Raw genomic sequence first — 21,862 nt, 5'->3', positions numbered from 1 at the left:
AAAAGGGCTTCCGATTCATCGGAAGCCCTTTTTGTTTGTGCCGGCCATAGTAGACCAGTTGGCAGGCGCGTTTGTTCTCTGCGGCTAATAGCCCAGCAGCTCATTCAGCGCTGCCGCTACTTTATCAGGGTTGGGCAGCATCTGGCGCTCCAGCTCTACGTTGAGGGCAATGGCGGGCAGGTTGGCGGCGCCCAGCGTGAATACCGGCGCATCGAGCTGGCGGAAACAGGTGCGCTGGATGCGGCCGGCCAGGCTCTCGGCGAAGGAGTTCATAAGCGGCTCTTCCGTCAACACCAGGGCCTTGCCGTGGCGGCGCACGGCAGCTTCCACGGCTTCGTAGTCGAGCGGGTTGAGGGTGCGCAGGTCCAGGATTTCCACCTGGCCCGGAAACTGCCGGCTGGCAGTTTTGGCCCAGTACACGCCCATTCCGTAGGTGACGACCACGCAGGTTTCGCCGTTGCGGAGCTTGTCGGCGGCGGCTTCCTGCGCAATGGCGGCCCTGCCGAGCGGAATGACGTAGCCAGTGGCGGGCTCCACGGTTTTGGCCTCTTCGGTGCCGGGCACCTTGCTCCAGTACAAGCCTTTGTGCTCCAGCATCACCACCGGGTTGGGGTCGAGGAAAGCCGCGCGCATCAGGCCTTTCATATCGGCGGCGTTACTCGGATAGACCACCTTGATGCCCCGGATGGTGAGCAGCGTACTTTCGATGGAACCCGAATGATAGGGCCCGCCGCCGCCATAGGCCCCAATCGGCACCCGAATCAGGCTCTGCACCGGAAACTTGCCATTGGAGAGGTAGCACGATTTGCTAAGCTCTTCCACGAGTTGGTTCAGGGCCGGCCAGATGTAGTCGGCAAACTGAATTTCGACAATGGCTTTGGCCCCCACGGCGCTCATACCGGCCGTACTGCCCACAATGTAGGCTTCCTGGATGGGCGTATTGAACACGCGGGCGTCGCCGTACTTTTTGGCCAGCAGCGCCGCCTCGCGGAACACGCCGCCCAGCTCGCCGCCCACGTCCTGGCCATAGAACAGCGCCTCCGGAAACTCGCGCAGCATGTCGTCCACGGTGTGCAGGGCCGCGTCTACCATCAGGGCCTTTTCGGCGCCGGCGGGAGTACGCTCCCCCGCTTCCTCGGTCACGACGGGCGGGGCAAACTCATGGTCGGCGAAGGTGGCGGGCTCGGGGGCAGGCGCGGCCAGGGCCCGCTGATAGTCAGCCAGCACGGTGGCGCGGGCCTCAGCGCCCAGCTTGCTTAACTCTTCTTCGGCGAAACCCAGCTCCAGCAGCTGCTGATGAAAGCGGGGCAGCGGGTCGTTAAGCGTGTGCGTGGCCAGGTCGTCGCCGCGGTACCACTCGCGGCGCACGCCGCTGGTGTGGTGGCCCAGCAACGGGCATTTAGCGTGCACCAGTACCGGGCCGCGGGTGCGGCGCACGTAGTCGGCGGCCTGCTGCATGCCGGTGTAGCTGGCCAGAAAATCGGCCCCATCAAACTGCAAACGGTGCAGGCCTTTGAAGCCGGCCGCAAACTCGTAGGCGTCCATGGCCCGCATTTCGCGGCCCGTGGCCGAAATGCCCCAGTCGTTGTCCTGCACCAGATAGATGATGGGCAGCTGGTGCAGCACGGCCATCTGCAGCGCTTCCGCTACTTCGCCTTCCGTCATGGCTCCATCCCCGATGGAACACAGCACCAGCGGCTTCTTTTGGGAATTAGTAATTAGTAATGAAGAATTAAGAATTGGCTGTTCCGCCTCTTCCGAATCTGGAACAGTTGGCGAATCACTAATTACTAATTGCTCCTTACTAATTGTCGCCAGCCCCTGGCTTTCCAGATACTTGATGCCATGCGCCATCCCGGTGGCCGGAATGGCCTGCATGCCGGTAGCGGAGCTTTGGTGCGGAATAACGGGGAAACCGGCCCGCCGCAGCGACGGGTGGCTGTAGTAGGTGCGGCCGCCCGAAAACGGGTCGTCGCGCTTGGCCATGAGCTGCAGCATCAGCTCGTAAGGCGTCAGGCCCATACCCAGCAGCAGAGCATCGTCGCGGTAGTAGGGCGCGGCATAGTCCTGCGCACCGAGCTGGCAGGCGGCGGCCAGCTGAATGGCTTCGTGGCCGCGGGCCGTAGCGTGCACGTATTTGGCCGTTACGGCCTTGTTTTCTTCGTAGAGGCGGGCCATTTCGTCGGCCGTGCGCATCAGGCGGTAGGCCCGGCGCAGCGTGGTACGGTCGGGCTGAGCGGTGATAAAGTCAGGTTCCAGGAGTGGGGCAGCGTGCGTGGGCATGGATGGGGAATGGGTTGGCCGGCGAAATTACGGCTTCCCGAACGAATGCCCGGCTTGGGTGGTACGAGGCGCCGGTTTGAAGCCCTAACTTTGCGGCATGTTGCCTGCCCTACGCATTTCTTTCGCCGCCGAATCTGATATTCCGGCCATGGCAGCGCTGGTAAACCGCGCCTACCGCGGCGAGGCCAGCCGCCAGGGCTGGACCACCGAAGCCGACCTGCTCGACGGCCCCCGCACCGATGAAGCCGACCTGCGCCAGCTCTCGGCCGCGCCCGGCGCCACCTTCCTGCTGGCCCGCACCGCCGCCGGCGAGCTGGTAGGCAGCGTCTATACCAAGCCCGAGGCGCCCGACCTGTACGTGGGCATGCTATCCGTGGACCCCACGCGGCAGGCCGCGGGAATCGGACGGCAGCTGCTGGCCGCCGCCGAGGCCCAGGCCCGGCAGGCAGGTTTCACCGACGTACTGATGTCCGTCATTTCGGTGCGCGCCGAGCTGATTGCCTGGTACGAGCGGCTGGGCTTCCAACGCACCGGCGAGGTGCAGCCGTTTCCGCTGCACGCCAGCCCCAGCATCCCGAAGCAGCCGCTGGAGCTGCTGCTGCTGCGCAAGATGGTGTAGGCGTTTCGGTCCATGAGGAAATACCGGTTTTCAACTTGGAGAGTGGTTGGAAATTGTCAGGCTGAGCTGGTCGAAGCATCACGTAAACAAGACTTCTACCAGTTCAGGTAGAAGTCTTGTTTACGGCCTGGAATCTTTGGCAGCCCTGGCAGCCAGTTCATTATCATCCAACCGGCACAGACAGGGTTAGGAGAGTCGGATAGGATGCCAACCCCGGCAACGTTCTTCAATAAAGCCCCAGCCGGCTGATTGCTGCAACTATTTTCAGTTACGCCCTTCTCTCACCCAGTGCCCGGCCAGTGCCGGGCACCCCTGGAAATTTCTACCTTTACCGGCAGCAAAAAAGCCGGCTTCCTGACTTTGTCAGTTTTCGAGTTGCCTTTACCCTTCACGGCCGACGTTTGCCCTGAACCAACGCCCTGCTGCCATGTACGCTACACTTTCCGCTTCTGCTATGCCTTTTCCCGCGCCGGTTGCCGCCGCTTCCTTCCGCGAAACGGTGGCCGACTGGATGCGCCGGTTTCAGGACTGGCTCTGCCAGCAGCTGGAAACCACCGATGGCACGGGCCGCTTTCAGGAAGATGCCTGGCAGCACCACGGCGGTGGCGGCGGCCGCAGCCGGGTCCTCACGCACGGCAGCATCATCGAGAAAGGCGGCGTGAATTTTTCGGCAGTGCAGGGCACCATGAGCGAACAGGCGGCCCGTGTGCTGCTGATGCCAAACCCTGAGTATTTTGCCACCGGCGTGAGCGTGGTGCAGCACCCGCGCAGCCCGCAGGTGCCCATTGCCCACATGAACGTGCGCTACTTCGAGGCCGGCAACGGCGAAGTGTGGTTTGGCGGCGGCCTCGACCTGACCCCGATTTATGTGGACGAAGCGCAGGCCCGCTGGTTTCACGAGCAGATTGCCGCGGCCTGCGCGCCCCACGACCCCACCTACTACGCCCGCTTCAAAACCTGGGCCGACGACTACTTCTTCCTGCCGCACCGCCAGGAAACCCGCGGCATCGGCGGTATATTCTTCGACCGCCTCACGGTGGGCAAGGACGGTGACCGGGACGCACTGTTTGCCTTTATTCAGGCCGTGGGGCGGGTGTTTGGCGAAGCCTACTGTGCGCTGCTGCGCCTGAACGCCGACCGTCCTTACACCGAGCGGGAGAAGCGCTGGCAGCTGGTGCGCCGCGGCCGCTACGCTGAGTTCAACCTGGCCTTCGACCGGGGCACGCGCTTCGGCCTGGAAACCGGTGGCCGCACCGAAAGCATCCTCATGAGCCTGCCGCCACAGTGCGAATGGCACTATAATTTTCCCATCGAACCAGGCTCGCCCGAAGCCGCCACCCAGGCTTGGCTGCGTAAAGGCGTCGATTGGTTCACCGAAACGTCGCGCCCCGCTTGATCGAGACCCTACAAGCCTTCGACAACTGGCTGCTGCTGACAGCCAACCGCAACCACACGGCCAAGATGGACACGCTGATGGTGTTTTTCACGGAGCGTTTCGTGTGGTTTCCGGCGTATTTCGTGCTGCTCGTGCTGCTGGCGTATCTGTTTGGGCGCCGGGCCTATCTGCTGCTGCCGCTGCTGGGCCTGAGCGTTGCGTTGGCCGACAGTATCTCCAGCCGGCTGTTCAAGCCGTATTTCGCCCGCCTGCGCCCCTGCCACAACCCCGACCTGTCGGCTACGCTGAACCTGGTGAACGGCTGCGGCGGGCAGTTCGGGTTCATGTCGTCGCACGCGGCCAATGCCTTTGCCCTCACCGTATTCATGGCCCTGGTGCTGCCGCGGCGCTTCCGGATTGCCAAATGGCTGCTGCTGGCCTGGGCCGTGGTGGTGAGCTACAGCCGGATTTATCTGGCAGCCCACTTCCCGTCTGATGTGCTGGCCGGTGCGCTGCTCGGCAGCGTGCTGGCCTGGCTGTGCGCCATGCTCTACAAGCGGCAGGCCGCGAAGTGGTGGCCGGAAAACCAGCCGTTGTAGCCCAACCTCACGGCCTCCTATACTGAAAGGCCGGGGTCCTGAGTGTGAGCCTCTGGCCCCAGCACTCGCCGCAGCACCTGTTCCAGCGCCTGCAGCGTTACCACGTCGCCTTGCAGCAGTACCCGCTGGGGTTGCCACAGCAGCAGCTTGCGCGGCCGGTCATCTTCCTGCGTGCTGCAATAAAGCGTGCCGCCGGCCTTCGGGCCGACTGGCCGGGTGTAAAACCCCTCCCTGATCTGGGTGAAGCCGAACGAGAGCAGTGTGTGGTGGAAGTAGCTCATGGCAAATGGCAAATCAGCTGCCCGGGGTACGAAAAGTGTATTTCTCTAGCTGCCTAGTGGCCTTGCCACACAAGGCGGCAAGAAGCCGCTACGCCACAGTACCGCCGCAGCTGGACCCGGCGCCGGCCGTGCAGCCGTAGCAGTGCTGGTTCACGACGATGCCACGCCGGGACAGGGCCGCCGCGTCGAAGTCGTGGATGTGCTGCACCGGGCTGGCTACATGCAGGTCGAGCATCTGGTTGAAGTCGCAGTCGTAGAGCCCTCCGTCCCAGCCCACCGAAATGGTATTGCGGCACATCACGCCGGCCGCCGCCACGGGGTTGAAGGCGTTAACCAGCTTTTCCATGTAGCCCGCATAGTTGCCGGATTCTATCAGGTAGTCCAGGTAGCGGCTCACGGGCAGGTTGGTGATGGCAAACAGCTCGTTAAAAACGATGCCGTGGTCTTTGAGCAGCACCCGCTTAAACTGGTCCTGCAACCCTTTCTGGCCTCCAGGCAGGAAAGCACCGGCCGGATTATACACCAGATTCAGTACCAGCCCCGAGCCCTCCTGCCCGTAGCCGACGGCATTCAGCATTTTCAACGCTCGGATGGAATCCTCAAACACGCCGTTACCACGCTGCCGGTCGGTTTTTTCGGCTGTGTAGAAAGGCAGCGAGCTTACGACTTCCACCCCGTGCTGCTTGAAAAAATCCGGCAAGTCATGGTACTTCCGGTTGGCTACGATGATAGTCAGGTTGCAGCGCACCAGCACTTTGCGCCCCAGCCGGCTGATTTCCTCCACAAACCAGCGGAAGTCGGGGTTCATTTCGGGCGCCCCGCCGGTCAGGTCTACTACCGGAATATCCGTCTGCGCCAGCGCATCCAGGCAATACTGCATGGTCTGGCGGGTCATGATTTCCTTGCGGTCAGGGCCGGCATCTACGTGGCAGTGTCGGCACACCTGATTGCACATCTTGCCCACGTTGATTTGCAGCACGGCCGGCTCTACCGGAGTAAGCGGAAACAGGCCGGCACCCCGGAGCTGCTCATGAAACAGCGGCAGGTGCAGCGTATCGGCTACTTCCTGACGAAGCACCGTGAGCTGAAAGGCCGAATCAGCGAGTTGATGGTTGGTGGCCTGAAGGGATTTTATCATCAGTAAGCGTGGCAGCAGCGGGAAGAAGTCGGGAAAGCCGGACTAATTGGCTTCCAATATCGGGGAAACGGAGCGGCCGCCGATGTACGAAAAGCAGCGGCAGACCGATTTAGTTGCCGGAACCTTAATAAAAATGCCAGCAACAACTATTCCGCTCGGGTTGCCGGATGAGCGTGGCCGTGCCATACTCCGGCAAGAACAAGGGCCTGGCGCCACGAAAAAGCAACCCAAAAAACCGGGCGCTAAACCTTTTCCGCTGTTGCCGCACGTATATGCCCGGCCATGCAACTACTCCTGCTTTCTTTTCGCAACACGGCGCGCCTGGTAGCGGCCAGCTCCCTACTGATTCTCAGCGCCTTCGTCAGCCTGCCACCCATACCGCGCCTTCCCGCGGCTCCTGTGCCCGCAGCCCCGGCAGCGGCCGGAGTCGACCACAGTGGGTTCGATAAGCTCCTGAAAAAGTACGTCAACGAAAAGGGGCTGGTCAACTACAAAGCCTGGAAAACCGACCAGGGGGCCTTCAACCAGTACCTGCAGCTGCTGAGCCGGAATCCGCCGGCGGCCAGTTGGAGCAAAGCGGAGCAAATGGCTTACTGGATCAATGCCTACAATGCCTACACCATCCGGCTGGTGCTGGACCACTACCCGGTGCGCAGTATCAAGGACATCGGCACGAAAATCCAGATTCCGCTTGTGACCACGCCCTGGGCCAGCAAATTCTTTTCCATCGGGGGCGAGAAGATGAGCCTGGACAATATTGAGCACAGCATCATACGCAAGCGGTACAACGATCCGCGCATTCACTTCGCGCTGGTCTGCGCCGCCGTCAGTTGCCCGCGCCTGCGGCCCGAAGCCTACACGGCGGCCCGGCTGGAAAGCCAGCTCGATGAGCAGGGCCGCGACTTTCTGAACAATCCGGATAAAAACAAGCCCGGCAAGTCTTCGGCCCAATTGTCCAGGTACTTCGACTGGTACAAGAGCGACTGGACCGACAACGGGCAAACGGTAGCCGGCTGGGTGAACCGATACGCCGCCGCCAAAATGGACAGCAACGCCAAAATCAGCTACCTCGACTACAACTGGCAGCTGAACCAGCAGTAGGCGCGGCCGCCGCGCAGCAGCTATAGCGGATGCGGTGCTTATCTTGGTGGCAAAATGCACTACGGCTCGTCAGGTAGTCTGCCTGTGCTCCGCTCCGATTTCCCGTCCCTCCTTCTCTGCGTATTATGACCGTCTCGCCGGTTCCGGGTCCCCTCCGCTCCCTGCCGCCCGCTACCGCGCTGGCAGACCTGCTGGCTGTGTCGATGACGGGTATTATCTACTATACGCCCATTTATAGTCCGGCTGGCACAGGCGAGATTGTGGATTTCACCTTTGTGTACCTGAACCCGGCGGCCCAGCGCATGATGCGCATGCCGGAGGTGCCCACCGTGACGCACAACCAGCAGTGGCCCCATAGTATCGCGCACGGCACGTTCGACTTTCATGTGGATGCCTTTGTGAGCGGCGAGCCTCGCGAATACAACATCAACTACCAGGCCGACGGCTACGACAACTACTACCGCCTGGCCGCCCGCCGCTCCGGCGACGGGCTGTGGGTGAGCTTCACCGACACGGCCGACCAGCCCCGCTCGCCCGTGGAGGTGGCCCTGCGCGAGGCGCAGGCCGCCGAAAAGGCGGCTCGTGCCGAAGCCGAAGCCCAGCGCCAGCGTTTCTATGAGGTGCTCATGCAGCTACCCGCCCACGTGGCCGTGCACGAGGGGCCCAACCAGGTGTTAACGCTCGTCAACCCTCACTACCTGCGCGTTGCCAACGGGCGCGAGCTGCTGGGGCAGCCCATTCGCGCGGTCTGGCCTGAGCTGGCCAGCCATGGCATTCTCGACGAGCTTGACCGGGTGTACCAGACCGGTGAGCCGTTCGTTGCGTCCGGCCTACCGGTTCAGGCCGATTTTATGCGCACCGGCCAGCTGCAGCAGGTCTACTACGACTTCTTCTTCCTGGCATTGCGCGACGGCCAGGGCCAGATAACCGGAGTGCTCAACTTCTCCTACAACGTGACAGGCGCGGTGCGGGCGCGCCAGCAGATTGAACAACTGAACCAGGAGCTGGAAACCCGTGTGCTGGAACGCACGGCCGCACTGCAGGAAAGCGAGGCCCGGTTTCGCATCATGGCCGACGCCGCGCCCAACCAAGTGTGGGCCGTCAACCCGGATTCGAGCATCCGCTACGCCAACCAGGCGTTTCTGGACTTTGTGGGCGTGAGTCTGGAGCAATACGTGGCCACGGGCTGGGCAGCCTACCTCCTTCCCGAAGAGCTGGAGCTGGCCCAGAGCACCCTGGAAACGGCCATTCGCAACCGCTCCCTGTATGTGCTCGAGCACCGCATGCGCCGCCACGACGGGCAGTACCGCTGGCTGCTGGCCCAGGGCGCGCCCAGCTTTTATGCCAACGGCGAGCTGTACGGGTACGTGGGCTCCGCCATCGACATCACCGACCTGAAGCATACCAACGAACAGCTGGTGCGCACCAACGTGGACCTGGACAACTTCATTTACGCCGCTTCGCACGACCTGCGTGAGCCCATTACCAACCTGGAAGGCCTGATAGTGGCGCTGCAGGAGCAGCTGGCCCTAGCGCCGGGCACCGATCCGCTGGTGCCGCGCCTGCTGACCATGATTGAGCAGGCCGTAGCACGGTTTCAGCTCACCATTGCCCAGCTCACCGATGTGGCCCAGCTGCAGCAGGCCCGGGAGCTGCCGGCCGAAGCAGTAGACCTGCGGGCGCTGGCAGAGTCGGTGCGGCTGGATCTGGTTCCGAAAATGGCGGCGGCCGGGGCCCACCTGACCGTAGCGGTAGCCGATGACTGCGCTATCCACTTTGCCCCCAAACACCTGCGCAGCATCATCTACAACCTGCTCAGCAATGCCCTGAAGTACCATCATCCTGAACGGCCGCCTCTGGTGCAGCTGCAGTGCCACCGCGCCGGCACCGCGCTGGTGCTGGAAGTCCAGGACAATGGCCTGGGGCTGGACAAGACGCAGCAAGCCCGCTTGTTTGGCCTGTTTCAGCGTTTGCATACCCACGTAGAGGGCTCCGGCATGGGCCTGTATATGGTGAAGCGCATTGCCGAGAATGCCGGGGGCCACGTGAGCGTGCAGAGCCAGCCCGGCGTAGGCTCCACGTTTACCGTGGTGCTGCCCGCGCAGGCCTGGCCGCACAGACAGTAGGCATTCTCGGCACTACACCTGACATGCTTCAGAATATCGGGAACCCCCTCTTTTATCGTTTATTCCTTTTATCTTTTCCTTATGACTGCTCAACCTTCTGCCGCCCGCTGGCCGGCCTTACCGGCTGATACCTGGACTGACACGCGCGAAACACTCCACCGCTGGACCCAGATTGTGGGCAAAACCCGCCTGGCGCTGAGCCCCATGCTCAACCATTGGTGGCAGGTACCGCTGTATATCACGCCCCGCGGGCTTTCTACCGGGCCCATGCCTTACGCCGCCGGCAGCTGCGAAGCCGTGTTTGATTTTAGGGCGCACCGCCTGCGGGTGCACACCTGCGACGGACGCACCCACCAACTGGCCTTGGAGCCCCGTTCCGTAGCCGATTTCTACCATGCGTACCGGGCCCTGCTACTCGAAGCCGGCATTGAGGTGACGCTGTGGCCCGTGCCCGTGGAGCTGGAAGACGCCACGCCTTTCGCCGAGGACCACGGCCGGCGCTCCTACGACGCAACGGCCGTAGAAACGTTCTGGGACATCATGCTTAGCGCCGAGCGGGTGCTGCAGGAGTTTCGTAGCAACTTCCTGGGCAAGTGCAGCCCGGTCCACTTCTTCTGGGGCAGCTTCGATCTGGCCGTCACGCGCTTTTCGGGCCGTCCGGCCCCACCCCACCCCGGCGGCATCCCCCACCTGGCCGACTGGGTAACCCGCGAATCATACTCACAGGAGCAGATTGCGGCCGGCTGGTGGCCCGGCGGCAACGGGCAGGAGGCCGCCTTCTACAGCTATGCCTACCCCGGTCTACCAGCACTGGCCGAGGCCGCCATCCAGCCTGCTGAGGCATTCTACAGCAAAGAAATGGGGGAGTTTTTCCTACCCTACGAAGCCGCGCGTACCGCGCCCGACCCGCACCAGGCCATTATGCGCTTTTTACAAAGCACCTACGACGCGGCGGCAACCCTGGCCCACTGGGACCGGGCAAATCTGGAGCGCAGCTGAGAGGCCAACAGCAGCCTAAGCACCGTTGATGCACTTTGCATACCGGAGCAGCATACCGATACAGCGCCACCGCAATTAAGAGCAGGCTTTTTAATAGGCAGACAATGGCTTAGCGCAGACCAAGGATGATGGCGGCCAGCAGCACCAGTGACGCCATAAAGACGGAAATGATGAATGTATCTCGGCCGGAAGTTGGGACAGGTTCCATGGGGTGGGGAAAACTAGGTAGAAAGCCAGCGTTGCTAGTGTGGCAGCACTGGCTAGGATATGGTTTGGGCGACTTGGCCCGCCGTGGTGTGGGTTAGCTCCGTCGCCAGTGGTTGACCGGCGGCCCAGGCATCCAGATTCTGGCGGGTGGTGGCCGCTATGTTGCGTAGCGCCTCCCGCGTCAGGAAAGCCTGGTGCCCGGTGATGAGCACATTGGGATACATGAGCAGGCGGGCAAACACGGCATCGGTGGGTGGGCGCTGCGAATGATCCTGAAAGAATAAGGCCTGCTCCCGCTCATACACATCAAGGCCCAGGTAGCCAAGCTGCCCCGAATCCAGGGCCGCCAGGGCGGCTTCGGTATCGAGTTCGGCTCCCCGGCTGGTATTAATCAGCATGACGCCCGGCTTCATCTGCGCCAGCAGCGCGGCATTGATCAGGTACGGGGCGTGCGGCACCATGGGCGCATGCAGGGTAATAATGTCGGCTTCAGCACAGAGCTGCTCCAGGGTAGTATAGGTCAGGCCGTGGCGCTGGGCCAGCTCCGGGTTGGGCAGTGGGTCGTAGCCCAGCAACCGGCAGCCAAAGCCTTTCAGAATACCGGCCACGATGCCGCCGATGTGCCCCAGACCAATAATACCGACGGTTTTGCCATGCAAATCGAAGCCGATGAGCTCATCGAGCCGAAAGTCGTAGGACCGGAGCTGGTGGTCAGCCTGAATGAGGCGGCGGTTGAGCGCCAGCATCAGCGCTACGGCGTGTTCGGCAATGGCGTACGGGGAGTACTCAGGCACGTTGGCCACACGCAGGCCCAGCCGCTCGGCGTGCTCCAGGTCTACCTGGTCGTGGCCAGTGGCCCGGATGGCCATAAACCGCACCCCCTGTGCGTACAGGGCATTCAGTACCGGAGCCGAGGCGTCGTCGGTGCTGAAAATGGCCACCGCCTCCGAGCCCTGCGCCTGCGCCGCCGTTTCGACAGTCAGATTGGCCTCAACGAAGCTTATCGGGTGCTCAGAACCGAGAGCATCACTCAAGTAGGACCGTTCGAAAGGCTTGGTGCTAAAAACTGTGGTTTTCATAAGGCAGCAGTGAGGTACGAAAGCAAATATCCTGGTCTTCTGCCAGGAAAAGAATGAGCAGAATCATGTTCGGCTATGAGGTGCGTCAAGACAGCTCGCCGGGCAAATCATCAGCTTTACAGGGATTTGCCAACCCACTTGAGGCTTCTTGTTCTTCTCAGCACTCGCTCCTTACCTGTTGCTATGCGGGTGCTCAGCTTGCCGGGTTCCGGGCACAGCAGGCCCGCCTGGCGCGTATGCGGCACTACTATTGGCACTGCGGGTGCCGCTCCTGCCCCGTCGGAAGCTGTGCCCGCCGCCGACCTGCGCCGCCGGGTACGGCCGGCTTGGGTTGATGGATCTGCCTGGTTTCTTACCTTATACGGGCGCAACGCCTTAGTGCCTGGTCCGGCCCGACTTTTACGCGCTTGCTGATGTCCGAAATACCTGAACCCAATTTTATTGAGCAACCTGTGCGCGCCCTAGGACTTACGGAGGACGAAGCCCGGGCAGGGCAACAGCGCTACGGCCCGAATGCGGTAGAAGCTACGCCCCCCGACTCCTGGGTACGGGTGCTGCTGCGGCAGTTCCGCAGCCTTATCGTGGCGGTACTCGGTGGCGCCGCCATCTTCTCCTTTGCTTTCCATGATTACGCGGAAGGCTACGCCATCTTGGCCGTCATTCTGATCAATGCTGGTATCGGTTTCTGGCTCGAATGGAATGCCCAGGCTTCCATGACGGCCCTGCGCCGCCTGGGCCAGACCACCGCCCGGGTACTGCGCGAGGGGAAAATACGCGCCATACCTTCTGATGAGGTTACTATGGGCGACGTGCTGCTGGTGGAAGCGGGCGAAGTAGTAGCGGCCGACGCACAACTATTCGAGGCGCAGCAGCTACAAGTCAACGAATCCACCCTGACCGGCGAGTCGATGCCGGTCAGTAAAGCACTTCCTGCTACTGCAGTTCCGCCAACGGAGCAGACTGGCGGGCTGTTGTTCAAAGGCACAGCCGTGGTAAATGGCACCGGGCGCGCCACTGTGACGGGGGTAGGCTGCGGTACGCAGCTCGGCGAAATTGCCCGGCTTATGCAGCAGGCCAAACGCACAGCTACTCCTCTGGAGGCCAAGCTGGCCCGCCTTACCCGTCAACTCGTGATGCTCACAGTTGGGCTGGCTGGCCTGTACGTGCTGCTGGGTTTGTGGCGGGGCAAGCCGGTTCATCTGCTTCTGGAAACGGCTATTGTACTGGCTGTGGCGGCTATTCCCGAAGGCATGGCCATTGTGGCTACGCTGGCCCTGGCCTACGGCATGCTGCGGCTGGCGCACCGCCAGGTACTGGTGAAGCGCCTGGCAGCCGTGGAAACGCTGGGCAGCACCGACATCATCTTCACCGACAAGACCGGCACGCTTACCCAGAACCAAATGGCAGTGCATACCGTCTGGCTGCCCGAAGCCCAGATCACCTTTCCGCCTGCTACAGAACACATGCAAGCTGTGGCAGCCGGTGAAGCGTATCAGCTGCTGCTGCGGGCCGCCGTACTCTGCAACAACGCAACCTATTCGTCGGTGCATCCCGAAGCCGCGCTTGGCGACCCGCTGGAAGTAGCCTTGCTGGCGCTGGCCGCCGAAAGTCATTTTGCAGTAGCTGATGTTCAGGCTATGCCGCGGCTGGCCGAGCAGCCATTCAACTCCGATACCCGCCTGATGGCCACGCTGCACCGGCAGCCCGACGCGGGCAGCCTGGTCACGGTGAAAGGCGCGGCGGAGGATGTGCTGCGCCTGTGCGTGCGGCAGCAAGCGGCCACGGGGGCCTTACCGTTGGCGGTGGCTGAGCAGGCCGAATGGCTGCTGCGCGCCGAGCAGCTGGCCCAGACCGGCCTGCGCACCCTGGCCCTGGCCCACCGCATCCAGACCGATGAAAACCCACATGACCTGGTCCGGGACCTGACCTGGCTGGGGATGATTGCCTTTCTCGACCCGGCCCGGCCCGAAGTTATTCCAGCCATCGAGGCCTGCCAGCGGGCCGGCATCCGGGTGCTGATGGTCACCGGCGACCATCCGGCCACGGCCCTCACTGTTGCCCGGCAGGTGCATCTGGCCGCCGAAACTGCCGAATTGACTATCACCGGCAGCGAACTGGCCGCGCTGCTGGCCCAGCCTGCAGTGCCCGGCCACGGCCTCCAGCAGACCTGCGTATTTGCCCGCGTCAGTCCGGCCCAGAAACTAGACCTTATCAGCTACTACCAGCAGCAGGGCCATGTGGTGGCCATGATAGGGGACGGCGTGAATGATGCGCCGGCGTTGAAGAAGGCCGATATCGGGGTGGCTATGGGGCTGCGGGGTACGCAGGTGGCCAGCGAAGCCGCCGCGCTGGTCCTACGCGACGACTCATTTGCTTCCGTGGTGGCGGCTGTGGAGCAGGGTCGCATTATTTTCACCAACATCCGCCGCTTTGTGCTGTATCTGGTTTCCTGCAACCTGAGCGAACTGCTCGTGGTGCTTGCGGCGGGCCTGGCAGGAGTTGATTCGGTGCTGCTGCCGCTGCAGATTCTGTTTCTTAACCTGCTTACTGATGTTTTCCCGGCGCTGGCCCTGAGTGTGGGCAAAGGCAGCCGCCGCGTCATGGAGCAGCCTCCCCACGATCCGCAAAGCCCCATGATGCGCCCCACGGATTGGCAACTGGCCGGGGCCTATGCCGCACTAATGACAGCGGCCTTGCTGGGCTGCTATTATGTGGCCCGCCACCACTTCGGTTTCGGGCCTGCCACGGCCACCACCATCCTGTTCTACGGTCTGGCTGCTGCGCAGCTCGTGCACGTGTTCAATATGGCCGGCAGCCGGCACCGGCACTTCACCGACAATGATGTACTGCGCAACCGCTACGTCTGGCTGGCGCTGGCTTTGTGCACCAGTCTGCTGCTGCTATCCTACTACCTGCCTCTGTTTCGTCAGCTTCTGGGCATCCAACCTCTCACGCTTCCGGCGTTGTTGCTCGTTCTGGTTCCGGCCGGCGCCGTACTGGGGCTAGGCCCTCTGCTACACCGCATTTTCAGCTGGCGTAAGTTGCCTACGCGCCATATAGGGGCAGTTACAGACAGGGTTGCTGCCAGAGCTGTTTGAGCGAAATAAGGCTTAATCGGCTCTAAAAACAACCTAAAGGGTGAGGCCTCAGTCAGGCGATGCACACGGAGGCTTGCTAAAACCGAACGGGCACGTGCTGTGAATATGGCCTATTGTCTCTCTACTATACACTCGCCGGCCAGGTAACCTCACTGCGGGACAGGCAGGCGCAAACGCCTACGTAGCAAGTGGAGCACGCTAAGGCATGCTAGGGCTTCATTCGCGCTTTTAGGGCGTCCTCCAGCCCTTGCTCATCATAGAACCGCTTAAAAAGAGTCTCCATAGTACGCACGTTCTGCAACGGGTTGTATCCCTGTTCAAACAGCGCCTGCACCAGTAACTCAAAATTGTAGGTAGCCGCGACGTACCCGTAATTGTATTTCCTGAATGTCTCAGCCGACTCCTTCAGCCGATTGGCATACTGGGTAAGAAAGGCATCGAAATCCGGCTTGGTCATGGTTTCCGGTGCCTTCATTTTCCGAAGCGCATCGATATAGTCGTGGTGAAAATAGTAGTAGCCAAAAAGCGGCCGGCGGTCTTGGGCATGCAGCTGCACCAGGGCGGCCGCACTAGCGGCGGTAGTATCTGGGGCGTTCCAGGCCATCTTGAAATGCCGTCCGGGCACTACCTCGAATAAGGCCACTGCAGCATAAGCGGCCGGCTCTTTTCTGCTGCGGGAAATTATCAGCTGGCGGTCGGCTACAGACACTATCTGTTCGTAGCCATTGGCAGTGGGCGGCTCCTGTTTAGGGGAAAAGTCCGGAAAAAGGCGCTTGCTCAGCAGGCTGTCGGCGCCAATGGTGAACTGTACCAGCCCGCTACGGTGAATCAGGTACCAGGTGCCCCGCACGCCCTGCGCTTGGCTAACATGGGCTAGCAATACCAGTATAATAGTCGCTGCTATGCGCATAGGCCACATGCCGTCTATTTGCCCAGCAATTTGGCCACGTACTTGCCCACGATGTCGAATTCCAGATTTACCTGGTGGCCGGGGCGCAGGTCTTGGAACGTGGTGTGCTCGTAGGTATACGGAATGATGGCCACCGAGAAACCGTCGTCGGTGGAGTTGAAGCAGGTGAGGCTGGTGCCGTTGATGCAGATGGAGCCTTTTTCCACGGTCACGCGGCCGGGGCCGGGCGCATGGCGGAACCGGTAGAGCCAGGAGCCGTTCTGGTCCTCCACCGATTCGCATTCGGCCGTCAGGTCCACGTGGCCCTGCACAATGTGGCCGTCGAAGCGGCCGTTGGCGGCCAGGCAGCGCTCCAGGTTCACGCGGCGGCCGGGCTGCCAGTGCGCCAGATTGGTTTTCTGCAGCGTCTCGTCAATAGCCGTTACCACGTGGGTACCGGCCATGCCGTCCACGGCTACCACGGTCAGGCACACGCCGTCGTGGGCCACGCTCTGGTCAATCTTCAGCTCGGCCGCAAACGGCGACTGCACGGTGAAATGGATGTTGCTGCCTTCGCGGCGAACCTGCGTGATGGTGCCGAGGGTTTCAATAATGCCGGTAAACATGAATCGCAGATGGTGCAGAGGAAGCCGCAGATAACGCAGATTCGTTCTGGTGAGAGATTTATTTTGATGAAAGTGCCTGGGTCAGCGTGGAGAGTTGATAAACCGTTTGAAGGCAAGCCGGTGCTCACCGAAATTCAGGAGTAGGGCAACTTCCAATTTGTAGGCGTGAAGGTAGTTCAGGATTTGGGCATGATGCAGGGAGGTAATTTCGCTTACCGCCTTCAACTCTACCAGAACCGTTTTTTCCACCAGGAAATCAACCCGGCGGCTCCCCACTTGTTCACCTCGGTAGAACAATGGCAGCTGCACTTCCCGCTCAAAAGCCAGCCCGCTCTCCCGCAGCTCAATGGCCAAACAGCGCTGGTATACCACTTCCGGGAACCCCACTCCCAGCTGCGTATGCACGCGCATAGCGGCCCCAATAATACCCCCGGTTAGTTCCTTATACTTGTAATCATCCATAACTGACAAGCCAGTAGAGCCGGAAAAAACGACAAAGCAACTGCCTCCGAATCCCCCTTCGCAGCCTATTCTACCAACAGAGAAAAATCCATAGTTCGCCTATCAGAACGATTCCCTTTTCATCTCTCACCGGAACTAGTCTGCGCTATCTGCGGCTTCCTCTGCACCATCTGTGATTTATTTCCCCCGGCCTTCCATGATGATTTTGAGCGTGTAGAGCAGCACGCGAAAGTCCATAGCCAGGCTCATGTTTTCGATGTAGAGGATGTCGAACTTGAGCCGTTCTACCATCTGGGCTACGGTTTCGGCGTAGCCATATTTCACCTGTCCAAGGCTGGTGAGGCCGGGCCGCACGCGGTGTAAATGGCGGTAGTGAGGCGCAATCTTCACAATCTGGTCAATGAAAAACTGCCGTTCCGGGCGCGGCCCCACAATGCTCATGTCGCCTTTGATGACGTTCCAGAACTGTGGCAGCTCATCGAGCCGGACTTTGCGCATAAATCGGCCCCAGGGCGTAATGCGCGGGTCGTGGTCCGAGCTGAGCGACGGCCCCTGCTTCTCGGCGTCGGTATACATCGAGCGGAACTTGTAGATGCGGAACGGATGCCCCTGCCGCCCGATGCGCTCCTGCGAGTAGAACACCGGCCCCGGCGACGACAGTTTTACCATTATGGCCGTGAAGGCATACACGGGCCAGGCCAGCAGCAGAAACAGGGCCGAGGCCACCACATCAATAACGCGCTTGAGCACCTTCTGCCACACGGGCAGCAGGTCCTGCTTGATTTCAATCAGCGGCGTGCCAAATACGTGGCTCACCTTCACCGAGCCCAGCAGCATCTGGTACAGGTCGGGCAGGATGCTGACGCGAGCCGGGGTGCCTTCCAGCAACGTCAGAATCTCCTCAATCACGCGGTGTTCACTGGGCTCGATGGCAATAACAATCTGCTCGATTTTGAGCGCCCGAACCAGGGCCGGCAGGCGGCGGTAGGAACCGCGGGCGGGCAGTTCGGCCGCCAGCGCCGCGTCCACGGTGCCTTCCTCGATGGGCGCGTAGCCCACCAGTTTCAGGCCCAGATGGCGGCCGGTGCGGCGCAGCTCCTGCAGCGTTTCCAGGGCCAGTGCATTGGAGCCCACCAGCAGCGTATTGAAGTAAATAGTGCCGTTGCGCACCAGATGCTGCACGCTGCTCACGGCCCAGGTGCGCAGCACGGCCGTGATGGTGAAATGCAGCAGGAAGTAGGCAGAAATGGTTTTGTAGTACGAGCGGTAGTTCTGCACGCCCTCGTCGTCGAGGAGCAGCACGAAGAAAATAACCACAGCCCCCAGCACCGATACGCGGGCCAGCCGGATAATCTCGGCCAGGCGCGACTTGCGAAAAATGTCGCGGTATTCGCCAATCAGAGCGTACAGCGCGGTCCAGAAGGCGGCAATGAAAATAGCGGAGCCGGTCAGGTCGAACAGCACGCCTTCCGTGAACCGGTAGCCCGTCATTTCATTGAGCAGGTACTTGCGTGCGATATAGAAACACACCCAGGCCAACAGGGCTGCCAGAAAGTCGGCGGCTATCAGCTTCAGTAGTTGGATAGTGCGAATCAAGGGCGGCGCAATCGGGGCGGCGGGAAAGCCAGCAGATGGTTTTATGGGCACGAATGGGTACTTTCGCACCAGAACAACTGCCCCAACGGGCCTCTGCGGCCTGTTTTGGGGTGTAGCAAAGGTAGGGCAATAAACCGGATTCCATAGGTTTCTACTGGCTCGCTCCTCTCCTGCTTATGCACGCCGATACCTACCGACACCGTGGCCAGCGCCGCGCCCTTGTAGAAGAGTTGCGCCGCAAAGGCATCCGCAGTGAGCGGGTACTCAGTGCGGTACAAGCCGTGCCGCGGCATGCTTTCTTCGAGGCCGCCTTCCAGCAGCACGCCTACCAAGACAAAGCATTTCCCATTGGCGAGGGCCAGACCATTTCGCAGCCCTACACGGTAGCGTACCAGACCGAGCTGCTGGCCCCCGAGCCGCAGCACCGCGTGCTAGAAATCGGGACGGGCTCGGGCTACCAGTGCTGCGTGCTGCTGGAACTAACGCCGCACGTCTACAGCATCGAATACCAGCCCGTACTGTTTGAGCGCACCCGCCGCCGCCTGGCGCACATGCACCGCGCGGCGCACCTGTTCTGCGGCGACGGTTCCCTGGGCCTGCCCCAGCACGCCCCCTTCGACCGGATTCTGGTGACGGCCGGCTCCCCTACGTTGCCCCGGCCCCTGCTACGCCAGCTGCGGGTAGGCGGCTGCCTGGTCATTCCTGTGGGCGACGCACAGGTGCAGCGCATGGTGCGCGTGACCCGTGTAAGCGAAGAAGAGTTTACCCGTGAGCAGTTTGAGGAGTTTCGGTTTGTGCCGCTGCTCGGCCAGGCCGGCTGGAACAGCTAGGCTCACTGGTCGACGCATAAATTATGCAGCCGTGTTGTAACTTGTCGGTCCTTATCTGTGTCCTTACCGGAAGTACCTGCCAGGCAGGCCTTCCGGCTTCTTTTTCGGCAGGTTCGGCACCCTGATTTTCCTCTTTTTTTCATCCTTTTCTCTGTTTAAATGCAGATCAAACGTTTACCCAACTTGCTGCTCCTGCTGGCGGTGCTGCTCACGCAGTTCTCGGCCTCGGCACAGCAGCTTCGGACCCGCTATCCGGAGCAGTACTACGGCTTCCGCTGCGCCTCCGACAGCATGCAGCAGCTGGAATGGCGGCGCAATCCGGCCGCGGAACAGGAATACCGCGCCTTTATCAAGGGCGTCGCCATGATGTCGGCCGAGGACCAGGCCCGCATTCTGGCTACTCCTGACGTGACCGTGCCGGTAGTAGTGCACGTGATTCACCAGGGCGGGGCTTCCAACATTTCCGATGCGCAGGTAGATGATGCCATTCGCATTCTGAACGAGGACTACAGCAAAACCAACCGCGACACGGCCGACGTTATTGCCGCCTTCCAGCCGCTCTACGCCAACGTGGGTTTTCGCTTCCGCCTGGCCAAGCTCGACCCCGACGGCAACTGCACGACCGGCATTACGCGCACTTATTCGTCGCTCACGGCTTCGGCCGGCAACAACGTGAAGGACCTCATCCGCTGGGACCCGAACCGCTACCTCAATATCTGGGTGGTGGATAATATTGCCAGCGGCGCGGGCGGCTACGCCTACCTGCCCTGCCCCGGCACCGGCATCGACGGCATTGTGATTCGCAACACGCAGTTTGCCAGCATCGGGCGCTCCTGCGGCAGCAACTTCTGCAACCGTTCCCTTACCCACGAAGTTGGTCACTACTTCGGTTTGCCGCATACTTGGGGCGGCACCAATACTCCTGGTGACCCCGCCAACTGCGGCCTCGACGACGGCATTGCCGACACTCCGAACACTTCGGGCGTAACCTCGGGCTGCCCTTCTACTACTTACCGTCCCTGCAACCCGAACAGCACCACCGGCTCCACCACGCCCAACAACAACCCGAACGGCATTTTGGCCAACGTCCAGAACTACATGGACTATGCCACCTGCGCCAAGATGTTCACGACGGGCCAGAAAATGGTGATGCGGGCTTCGCTCACGCGCCTGTGCCGCAATACGCTGGTATCGGCCCAGAACCTGCTCGAAACCGGCACCAGCGACGGGTTCCAGGCGGCTCCCTGTGCCCCGGTAGCGGCGTTCCAGTCGTCGGCGACCAGCGTGTGTGAGGGCAGCAGCCTGACCTTCACCGACTACACCTACAATTTCACCTACAACGCCGCCACTACCCAGTACGACTGGCGTTTCCCCGGTGGCACGCCGGCTACCAGCTCGGCCCGCAACCCTACCGTTACGTATCCGACGGGTGGCTCCTACGACGTGACGCTCATCGTCATCACGCCGAACGGCCGCGACACGCTCACGCGTACGCAGCTGGTGCAGGTGCAGGGAGTGAATTCCGGCGAGCGGGCTCCGCTCGTGGAGTCGTTCGAAAACCAGAATTTCCCACAGAACTACGCCAACGCGCCTATCCGCAACTGGCGCGTGCTTTCCAACCAGCCCGGCGACCAGCCCCTGAGCTGGCAGCGGGTGGCCGGCGTAGCCAGCAACGGCGCGGCCTACCTGATGGCGCCCAACAACTTCCTGACCGATGGCACGGAAAGCATTCTGATTTCGCCTAACATCAACCTGTCGAGCATCAGCAGCACGCCTACGCTGGTCTTCGACCGGGCGTATGCCCGCCGTTCCACCACCATCAATGATGTGCTGCGGGTTTCGTTCAGCATCGACTGCGGCGTGACCTGGTCGTCGCCGCTGACGTACAGCGCCGCGGCCCTCAACACCAAAGGCAGCGTGACGCAGGTAGGCTTCTCGCCTACCTCGGTGACCGACTGGCAGCCGATTACCGTGCCGCTGTCCTCTGCTTATCAGGGCAGCCAGCGGTTCCTGGTGCGGTTCGTGGCCATCAGCAACGCCGGCAACCCCATCTACATTGATAACGTGCGGATTCTGGACCCACTGGGCACGCAGGACGCCGAAATGGCCCGCCGTGGCATCAGCGTGTATCCGAACCCGCTGACCGCCGAAACGGCCGTTCACTTCACGCTGCCCACCGCTGAGCGCGCCGCCGTGCGCCTCACCGACATGCTGGGCCGCGACGTGACCAGCATTGCCGGCAAAACCTACGGCGCGGGCACCCACGCCATCCGCCTGCAGGGCGCCGATGGCAAAACCCTAACGGCCGGCGTGTACCTCGTGCACCTGACCCTGGGCCAGCAGACCTTCACAACCAAAGTGCTGGTGAACTAGTCCTCCGGTTGAGTAGTACCTAAAAAAAGCCCCGCTCATGCATGGAAGCGGGGCTTTTTTTGTGCGTATGCCTTTCGCTCACGGCACGCTTACGCCTCAGCTTCTGGTGTTGCTGTCGTTCCCAGCAGTGGTTGCACCCCGCAATGCAAGGCCTGAAGCCGGATTGCAGACAGATTTTGCC

The 21,862-nt window shown here is 61.5% G+C and carries 17 protein-coding genes; 9 read left to right on the top strand and 8 right to left on the bottom strand.

Annotated elements, in window-relative coordinates; all coding sequences use genetic code 11:
- Positions 1 to 84: 84 nt before the first annotated feature.
- Positions 85 to 2,283, bottom strand: coding sequence for an alpha-ketoacid dehydrogenase subunit alpha/beta (locus tag IC231_RS16590; protein ID WP_190785616.1), 2,199 nt, complete (start codon positions 2,281 to 2,283; stop codon positions 85 to 87).
- Between the two features lie 97 nt (positions 2,284 to 2,380).
- Here IC231_RS16590 and IC231_RS16585 point away from each other — a divergent pair, with 97 nt between their 5' ends.
- From IC231_RS16585 to IC231_RS16575, 3 genes are all read left to right on the top strand, one after another.
- A complete protein-coding gene (locus IC231_RS16585; protein WP_190785615.1) occupies positions 2,381 to 2,902 on the top strand; it encodes a GNAT family N-acetyltransferase in 522 nt (173 codons plus the stop codon).
- 454 nt (positions 2,903 to 3,356) lie between these two features.
- On the top strand, positions 3,357 to 4,298 hold the full coding sequence (gene hemF / locus IC231_RS16580) for an oxygen-dependent coproporphyrinogen oxidase (protein ID WP_190785614.1): 942 nt from the start codon (positions 3,357 to 3,359) through the stop codon (positions 4,296 to 4,298).
- On the top strand, positions 4,295 to 4,876 hold the full coding sequence (locus IC231_RS16575; protein ID WP_190785613.1) for a phosphatase PAP2 family protein: 582 nt from the start codon (positions 4,295 to 4,297) through the stop codon (positions 4,874 to 4,876). The genes hemF and IC231_RS16575 overlap by 4 nt, the downstream gene beginning before the upstream one ends.
- 17 nt (positions 4,877 to 4,893) lie before the next feature.
- On the opposite strand, the gene IC231_RS16570 is transcribed toward IC231_RS16575, so the two are convergent.
- On the bottom strand, positions 4,894 to 5,157 hold the full coding sequence (locus IC231_RS16570; RefSeq protein ID WP_190785612.1) for a hypothetical protein: 264 nt from the start codon (positions 5,155 to 5,157) through the stop codon (positions 4,894 to 4,896).
- 88 nt (positions 5,158 to 5,245) lie between these two features.
- Entirely contained in the window at positions 5,246 to 6,292 is a 1,047-nt protein-coding gene (gene arsS, locus IC231_RS16565) for an arsenosugar biosynthesis radical SAM (seleno)protein ArsS (RefSeq protein ID WP_190785984.1), read from the bottom strand.
- Between the two features lie 285 nt (positions 6,293 to 6,577).
- Here arsS and IC231_RS16560 point away from each other — a divergent pair, with 285 nt between their 5' ends.
- From IC231_RS16560 to IC231_RS16550, 3 genes are all read left to right on the top strand, one after another.
- Complete coding sequence (locus tag IC231_RS16560; protein WP_190785611.1) at positions 6,578 to 7,396, top strand: DUF547 domain-containing protein; 819 nt, start codon at positions 6,578 to 6,580, stop codon at positions 7,394 to 7,396.
- A gap of 125 nt (positions 7,397 to 7,521) precedes the next feature.
- On the top strand, positions 7,522 to 9,522 hold the full coding sequence (locus IC231_RS16555; protein ID WP_190785610.1) for a PAS domain-containing sensor histidine kinase: 2,001 nt from the start codon (positions 7,522 to 7,524) through the stop codon (positions 9,520 to 9,522).
- 81 nt (positions 9,523 to 9,603) lie between these two features.
- Positions 9,604 to 10,521, top strand: coding sequence for a DUF5996 family protein (locus IC231_RS16550; protein WP_190785609.1), 918 nt, complete (start codon positions 9,604 to 9,606; stop codon positions 10,519 to 10,521).
- A gap of 260 nt (positions 10,522 to 10,781) precedes the next feature.
- Here IC231_RS16550 and IC231_RS16545 read toward each other — a convergent pair whose 3' ends face one another.
- A complete protein-coding gene (locus IC231_RS16545; protein ID WP_190785608.1) occupies positions 10,782 to 11,807 on the bottom strand; it encodes a 2-hydroxyacid dehydrogenase in 1,026 nt (341 codons plus the stop codon).
- A 413-nt stretch (positions 11,808 to 12,220) separates the two neighbouring features.
- Here IC231_RS16545 and IC231_RS16540 point away from each other — a divergent pair, with 413 nt between their 5' ends.
- The gene (locus tag IC231_RS16540; protein ID WP_190785607.1) at positions 12,221 to 14,905 is read left to right on the top strand and encodes a cation-translocating P-type ATPase; all 2,685 of its coding nucleotides are present in this window, start codon (positions 12,221 to 12,223) and stop codon (positions 14,903 to 14,905) included.
- A 208-nt stretch (positions 14,906 to 15,113) separates the two neighbouring features.
- Here IC231_RS16540 and IC231_RS16535 read toward each other — a convergent pair whose 3' ends face one another.
- The 4 genes from IC231_RS16535 to IC231_RS16520 form a co-directional block, all read right to left on the bottom strand.
- Positions 15,114 to 15,785: a hypothetical protein gene (locus tag IC231_RS16535; RefSeq protein WP_190785606.1), complete on the bottom strand. Its 672-nt coding sequence runs from the start codon at positions 15,783 to 15,785 to the stop codon at positions 15,114 to 15,116.
- Positions 15,786 to 15,829: 44 nt separating this feature from the next.
- Positions 15,830 to 16,420 (bottom strand): riboflavin synthase, encoded by a 591-nt coding sequence (locus IC231_RS16530; protein ID WP_190785605.1) that lies wholly within the window; start codon positions 16,418 to 16,420, stop codon positions 15,830 to 15,832.
- 81 nt (positions 16,421 to 16,501) lie between these two features.
- Entirely contained in the window at positions 16,502 to 16,882 is a 381-nt protein-coding gene (locus IC231_RS16525) for a GxxExxY protein (protein WP_190785604.1), read from the bottom strand.
- Positions 16,883 to 17,059: 177 nt separating this feature from the next.
- Positions 17,060 to 18,529 (bottom strand): sugar transferase, encoded by a 1,470-nt coding sequence (locus IC231_RS16520; protein WP_211539129.1) that lies wholly within the window; start codon positions 18,527 to 18,529, stop codon positions 17,060 to 17,062.
- 125 nt (positions 18,530 to 18,654) lie between these two features.
- Between IC231_RS16520 and IC231_RS16515 the strand changes: the two genes are divergently transcribed.
- Both IC231_RS16515 and IC231_RS16510 read left to right on the top strand, forming a co-directional pair.
- Positions 18,655 to 19,308: a protein-L-isoaspartate(D-aspartate) O-methyltransferase gene (locus IC231_RS16515; protein ID WP_185889816.1), complete on the top strand. Its 654-nt coding sequence runs from the start codon at positions 18,655 to 18,657 to the stop codon at positions 19,306 to 19,308.
- A 159-nt stretch (positions 19,309 to 19,467) separates the two neighbouring features.
- Positions 19,468 to 21,681: a M43 family zinc metalloprotease gene (locus tag IC231_RS16510; protein ID WP_190785603.1), complete on the top strand. Its 2,214-nt coding sequence runs from the start codon at positions 19,468 to 19,470 to the stop codon at positions 21,679 to 21,681.
- The last annotated feature ends 181 nt before the right edge of the window (positions 21,682 to 21,862 follow it).

It is taken from the genome of Hymenobacter duratus (assembly GCF_014698995.1).
GTDB classification, from domain to species: Bacteria; Bacteroidota; Bacteroidia; order Cytophagales; family Hymenobacteraceae; genus Hymenobacter; species Hymenobacter duratus.
The sequence above is the reverse complement of the archived record's forward strand: the minus strand, read 5'-3'. Positions and strand labels throughout refer to the sequence as shown.